The organism is Streptococcus oralis, from assembly GCF_019929345.1.
Lineage (GTDB): Bacteria > Bacillota > Bacilli > Lactobacillales > Streptococcaceae > Streptococcus.
Genome location: NZ_JAHZPJ010000029.1, coordinates 1 through 988, shown reverse-complemented (window position 1 = coordinate 988; position 988 = coordinate 1). Strand labels below are relative to the sequence as shown.

Sequence of the window (988 nt, the reverse complement as noted above, 5' to 3'; positions counted from 1 at the left end):
TGGGCGCGTAGCTCAGGTGGTTAGAGCGCACGCCTGATAAGCGTGAGGTCGGTGGTTCGAGTCCACTCGTGCCCATTTGTGGATATGGTCCGTTGGTCAAGGGGTTAAGACACCGCCTTTTCACGGCGGTAACACGGGTTCGAATCCCGTACGGACTATTTATTGGAGGATTACCCAAGTCCGGCTGAAGGGAACGGTCTTGAAAACCGTCAGGCGTGTAAAAGCGTGCGTGGGTTCGAATCCCACATCCTCCTTTTATATTAACGCGGGATGGAGCAGCTCGGTAGCTCGTCGGGCTCATAACCCGAAGGTCGTAGGTTCAAATCCTGCTCCCGCAATTTGGCTCGGTAGCTCAGTTGGTAGAGCAATGGATTGAAGCTCCATGTGTCGGCGGTTCGATTCCGTCTCGCGCCATATTTTATATATAATCTGGAAGGGTAGCGAAGAGGCTAAACGCGGCGGACTGTAAATCCGCTCCTTCGGGTTCGGGGGTTCGAATCCCTCCCCTTCCATAGTTACGGGCATAGTTTAAAGGTAGAACTAAGGTCTCCAAAACCTTCAGTGTGGGTTCAATTCCTACTGCCCGTGTTAATAAGATAATGGCGGGTGTGGTGAAGTGGTTAACACACCAGATTGTGGCTCTGGCATGCGTGGGTTCGATCCCCATCACTCGCCTATTTATATTATTGGGGTATAGCCAAGCGGTAAGGCAAGGGACTTTGACTCCCTCATGCGTTGGTTCGAATCCAGCTACCCCAGTTACTATTTGCCGGCGTGGCGGAATTGGCAGACGCGCTGGACTCAAAATCCAGTGTCCGCAAGGACGTGCCGGTTCGACCCCGGCCGCCGGTATAGTATAAAAGTCAAGGTTTCTAAGCCTTGTTTTTTTATTTTCTTAATTAATTGGCTCATTGTCAACTGTAGTGGGTTGAAGTCAGCTAAGATCGAGAAAGGACGAAATTCGTCCTTTCTTTTTTGATGTTGAGAG

Annotated in this window: 10 tRNA genes; all 10 read left to right on the top strand. The window is 50.7% G+C overall.

Annotated elements, in window-relative coordinates:
- Position 1: 1 nt before the first annotated feature.
- The 10 genes from K1I97_RS10060 (at position 2) to K1I97_RS10015 (ending at position 852) form a co-directional block, all read left to right on the top strand.
- A tRNA-Ile gene (locus K1I97_RS10060) sits at positions 2-75 on the top strand.
- Between the two features lie 11 nt (positions 76-86).
- Positions 87-158 (top strand) — tRNA-Glu (locus tag K1I97_RS10055).
- A gap of 6 nt (positions 159-164) precedes the next feature.
- Positions 165-254: transfer RNA gene (locus K1I97_RS10050), tRNA-Ser, on the top strand.
- Positions 255-264: 10 nt separating this feature from the next.
- Positions 265-338, top strand: a tRNA-Met gene (locus K1I97_RS10045).
- A 3-nt stretch (positions 339-341) separates the two neighbouring features.
- Positions 342-414, top strand: a tRNA-Phe gene (locus tag K1I97_RS10040).
- Positions 415-431: 17 nt separating this feature from the next.
- Positions 432-512: transfer RNA gene (locus K1I97_RS10035), tRNA-Tyr, on the top strand.
- A 5-nt stretch (positions 513-517) separates the two neighbouring features.
- Positions 518-588, top strand: a tRNA-Trp gene (locus K1I97_RS10030).
- 14 nt (positions 589-602) lie between these two features.
- Positions 603-675, top strand: a tRNA-His gene (locus K1I97_RS10025).
- Positions 676-687: 12 nt separating this feature from the next.
- Positions 688-759 (top strand) — tRNA-Gln (locus K1I97_RS10020).
- 9 nt (positions 760-768) lie between these two features.
- A tRNA-Leu gene (locus tag K1I97_RS10015) sits at positions 769-852 on the top strand.
- Positions 853-988 lie beyond the last annotated feature (136 nt).